Origin of the sequence: Andreesenia angusta (genome assembly GCF_001855385.1) — a bacterium.
Taxonomy (GTDB): Bacteria; Bacillota; Clostridia; order Tissierellales; family Gottschalkiaceae; genus Andreesenia; species Andreesenia angusta.
In genome coordinates this window covers 1-2,712 of the sequence record NZ_MKIE01000028.1, presented here as the reverse complement: position 1 = coordinate 2,712, position 2,712 = coordinate 1, and the positions used below count along the sequence as shown (strand labels likewise).

The window sequence follows — 2,712 nt, the reverse complement described above, 5'->3', positions numbered from 1 at the left end:
TGGAGGTAGACCGGGGGAACTGAAACATCTAAGTACCCCGAGGAAGAGAAAGAAAAATCGATTTTCTGAGTAGCGGCGAGCGAAAGGGAAAGAGCCCAAACCGCAGAGGGCAACTTCTGCGGGGTTGAGGACCGGCATAACGCGATGGAGGTATTGTAGTCGAAGAGGTCTGGAAAGGCCCGCCGCAGGTGGTGAAAGCCCAGTAGACGAAACGAGAAGACCCGCAGCCGTGATCCAGAGTACCACGAGACACGTGAAACCTTGTGGGAAGCAGGGGGGACCACCCCCCAAGGCTAAATACTTCCTAGTGACCGATAGTGCACAGTACCGTGAGGGAAAGGTGAAAAGAACCCCGGGAGGGGAGTGAAATAGAACCTGAAACCATATGTCTACAAGCAGTGGAAGCTCTTTATACGAGCGACCGCGTACTTTTTGTAGAACGGGCCAGCGAGTTACGATATGCAGCGAGGTTAAGTACTTAAGGTACGGAGCCGAAGGGAAACCGAGTCTGAATAGGGCGAGAGTTGTATGTCGTAGACCCGAAACCGGGTGATCTACCCATGGGCAGGATGAAACGGAAGTAAAATTTCGTGGAGGTCCGAACCGTTTAGCGTTTAAAAGCTATCGGATGACCTGTGGGTAGGGGTGAAATTCCAATCGAACCCGGAGATAGCTGGTTCTCCTCGAAATAGCTTTAGGGCTAGCCTCAAAGTAGTGATGCGGAGGTAGAGCACTGAATATCTGATGGGCGCTTTGCGTTACTGAAGATTATCAAACTCCGAATGCCGCAATCATGTTCTTTGGGAGTCAGACTGCGTGTGATAAGATTCGTAGTCGAAAGGGAAACAGCCCAGACCGCCAGCTAAGGCCCCCAAGTGTAAATTAAGTGGGAAAGGATGTAGGACTACACAGACAACCAGGATGTTGGCTTAGAAGCAGCCATACATTCAAAGAGTGCGTAATAGCTCACTGGTCGAGTGGTCCTGCGCCGAAAATAACCGGGGCTAAAATTTACCGCCGAAGCTGCGGATTCGAAAGAATGGTAGAGGAGCATCGTATGTGGGCAGAAGTCATACCGGAAGGAGTGGTGGACTGCATACGAGAGAGAATGCTGGCATGAGTAGCGAGAAGGTAAGTGAGAATCTTACCCGTCGAAAGCCCAAGGTTTCCTGAGGAAGGCTCGTCCGCTCAGGGTAAGTCGGGGCCTAAGCCGAGGACGAATGTCGTAGGCGATGGACAACAGGTCGAAATTCCTGTACTACCTGAATATGTTTAAGAGATGGAGTGACACAGGAGGATAGGTCAAGCGCGCCGTTGGTTGAGCGCGTCCAAGCGAGTAGGGAGTTCTGGTAGGCAAATCCGCCGGAACAATTCTGAGACGTGATGGGGAGTGAAATTAAGTAGCGAAGTGATTGATTCCACACTGGCAAGAAAAGCTTCTATTGAGTATTCGGGTACCCGTACCGCAAACCGACACAGGTAGGCGAGGAGAAAATCCTAAGACGCGCGGAAGAACTATTGTTAAGGAACTCGGCAAAATGACCCCGTAACTTCGGGAGAAGGGGTGCCGGGGCGTGTGAAGGATGTACATCTGGAGCATGAACCGGCCGCAGAGAATAGGCCCAAGCGACTGTTTACCAAAAACACAGGTCTCTGCTAAATCGAAAGATGAAGTATAGGGGCTGACGCCTGCCCGGTGCTGGAAGGTTAAGGGGAAGTGTTAGAGCAATCGAAGCACAGAACTTAAGCCCCAGTAAACGGCGGCCGTAACTATAACGGTCCTAAGGTAGCGAAATTCCTTGTCGGGTAAGTTCCGACCCGCACGAAAGGCGTAACGATTTGGGCACTGTCTCAACAATAGATCCGGTGAAATTGTAGTACCAGTGAAGATGCTGGTTACCCGCGACAGGACGGAAAGACCCCGTGGAGCTTTACTGCAAGCTGACATTGGATTTTGGTGATATATGTACAGGATAGGTGGGAGACTACGAAACTAGAGCGCCAGCTTTGGTGGAGTCGCTGTTGGGATACCACCCTTGTATTACTGGAATTCTAACCATGTACTGTGAAACCAGTACTGGGACACTGTCAGTTGGGCAGTTTGACTGGGGCGGTCGCCTCCTAAAGAGTAACGGAGGCGCTCAAAGGTTCTCTCAGTACGGTCGGAAATCGTGCGAAGAGTGCAAAGGCATAAGAGAGCTTGACTGCGAGACCTACAAGTCGAGCAGGGACGAAAGTCGGACTTAGTGATCCGGTGGCACCGAGTGGAAGGGCCATCGCTCAACGGATAAAAGCTACCCCGGGGATAACAGGCTTATCTCCCCCAAGAGTCCACATCGACGGGGAGGTTTGGCACCTCGATGTCGGCTCGTCTCATCCTGGAGCTGGAGTAGGTTCCAAGGGTTGGGCTGTTCGCCCATTAAAGAGGCACGCGAGCTGGGTTCAGAACGTCGTGAGACAGTTCGGTCCCTATCCGTCGTGGGCGCAGGAAATTTGAGAGGCGCTGTCCCTAGTACGAGAGGACCGGGATGGACAGACCAATGGTGTATCAGTTGTCGTGCCAACGGCATGGCTGAGTAGCTACGTCTGGAAGTGATAAGCGCTGAAGGCATCTAAGCGCGAAGCATCCCTCAAGATTAGATTTCCCATCTGGTTAACAGAGTAAGATCCCAGGAAGACTACCTGGTAGATAGGTCACAGGTGTAAGGGCAG

General features: G+C 52.0%; 1 rRNA gene. It reads left to right on the top strand.

Features of this window, described 5'->3' with window-relative positions:
- Positions 1 to 2,712: ribosomal RNA gene (locus EUAN_RS12025) — 23S ribosomal RNA — on the top strand; the annotation flags it as partial.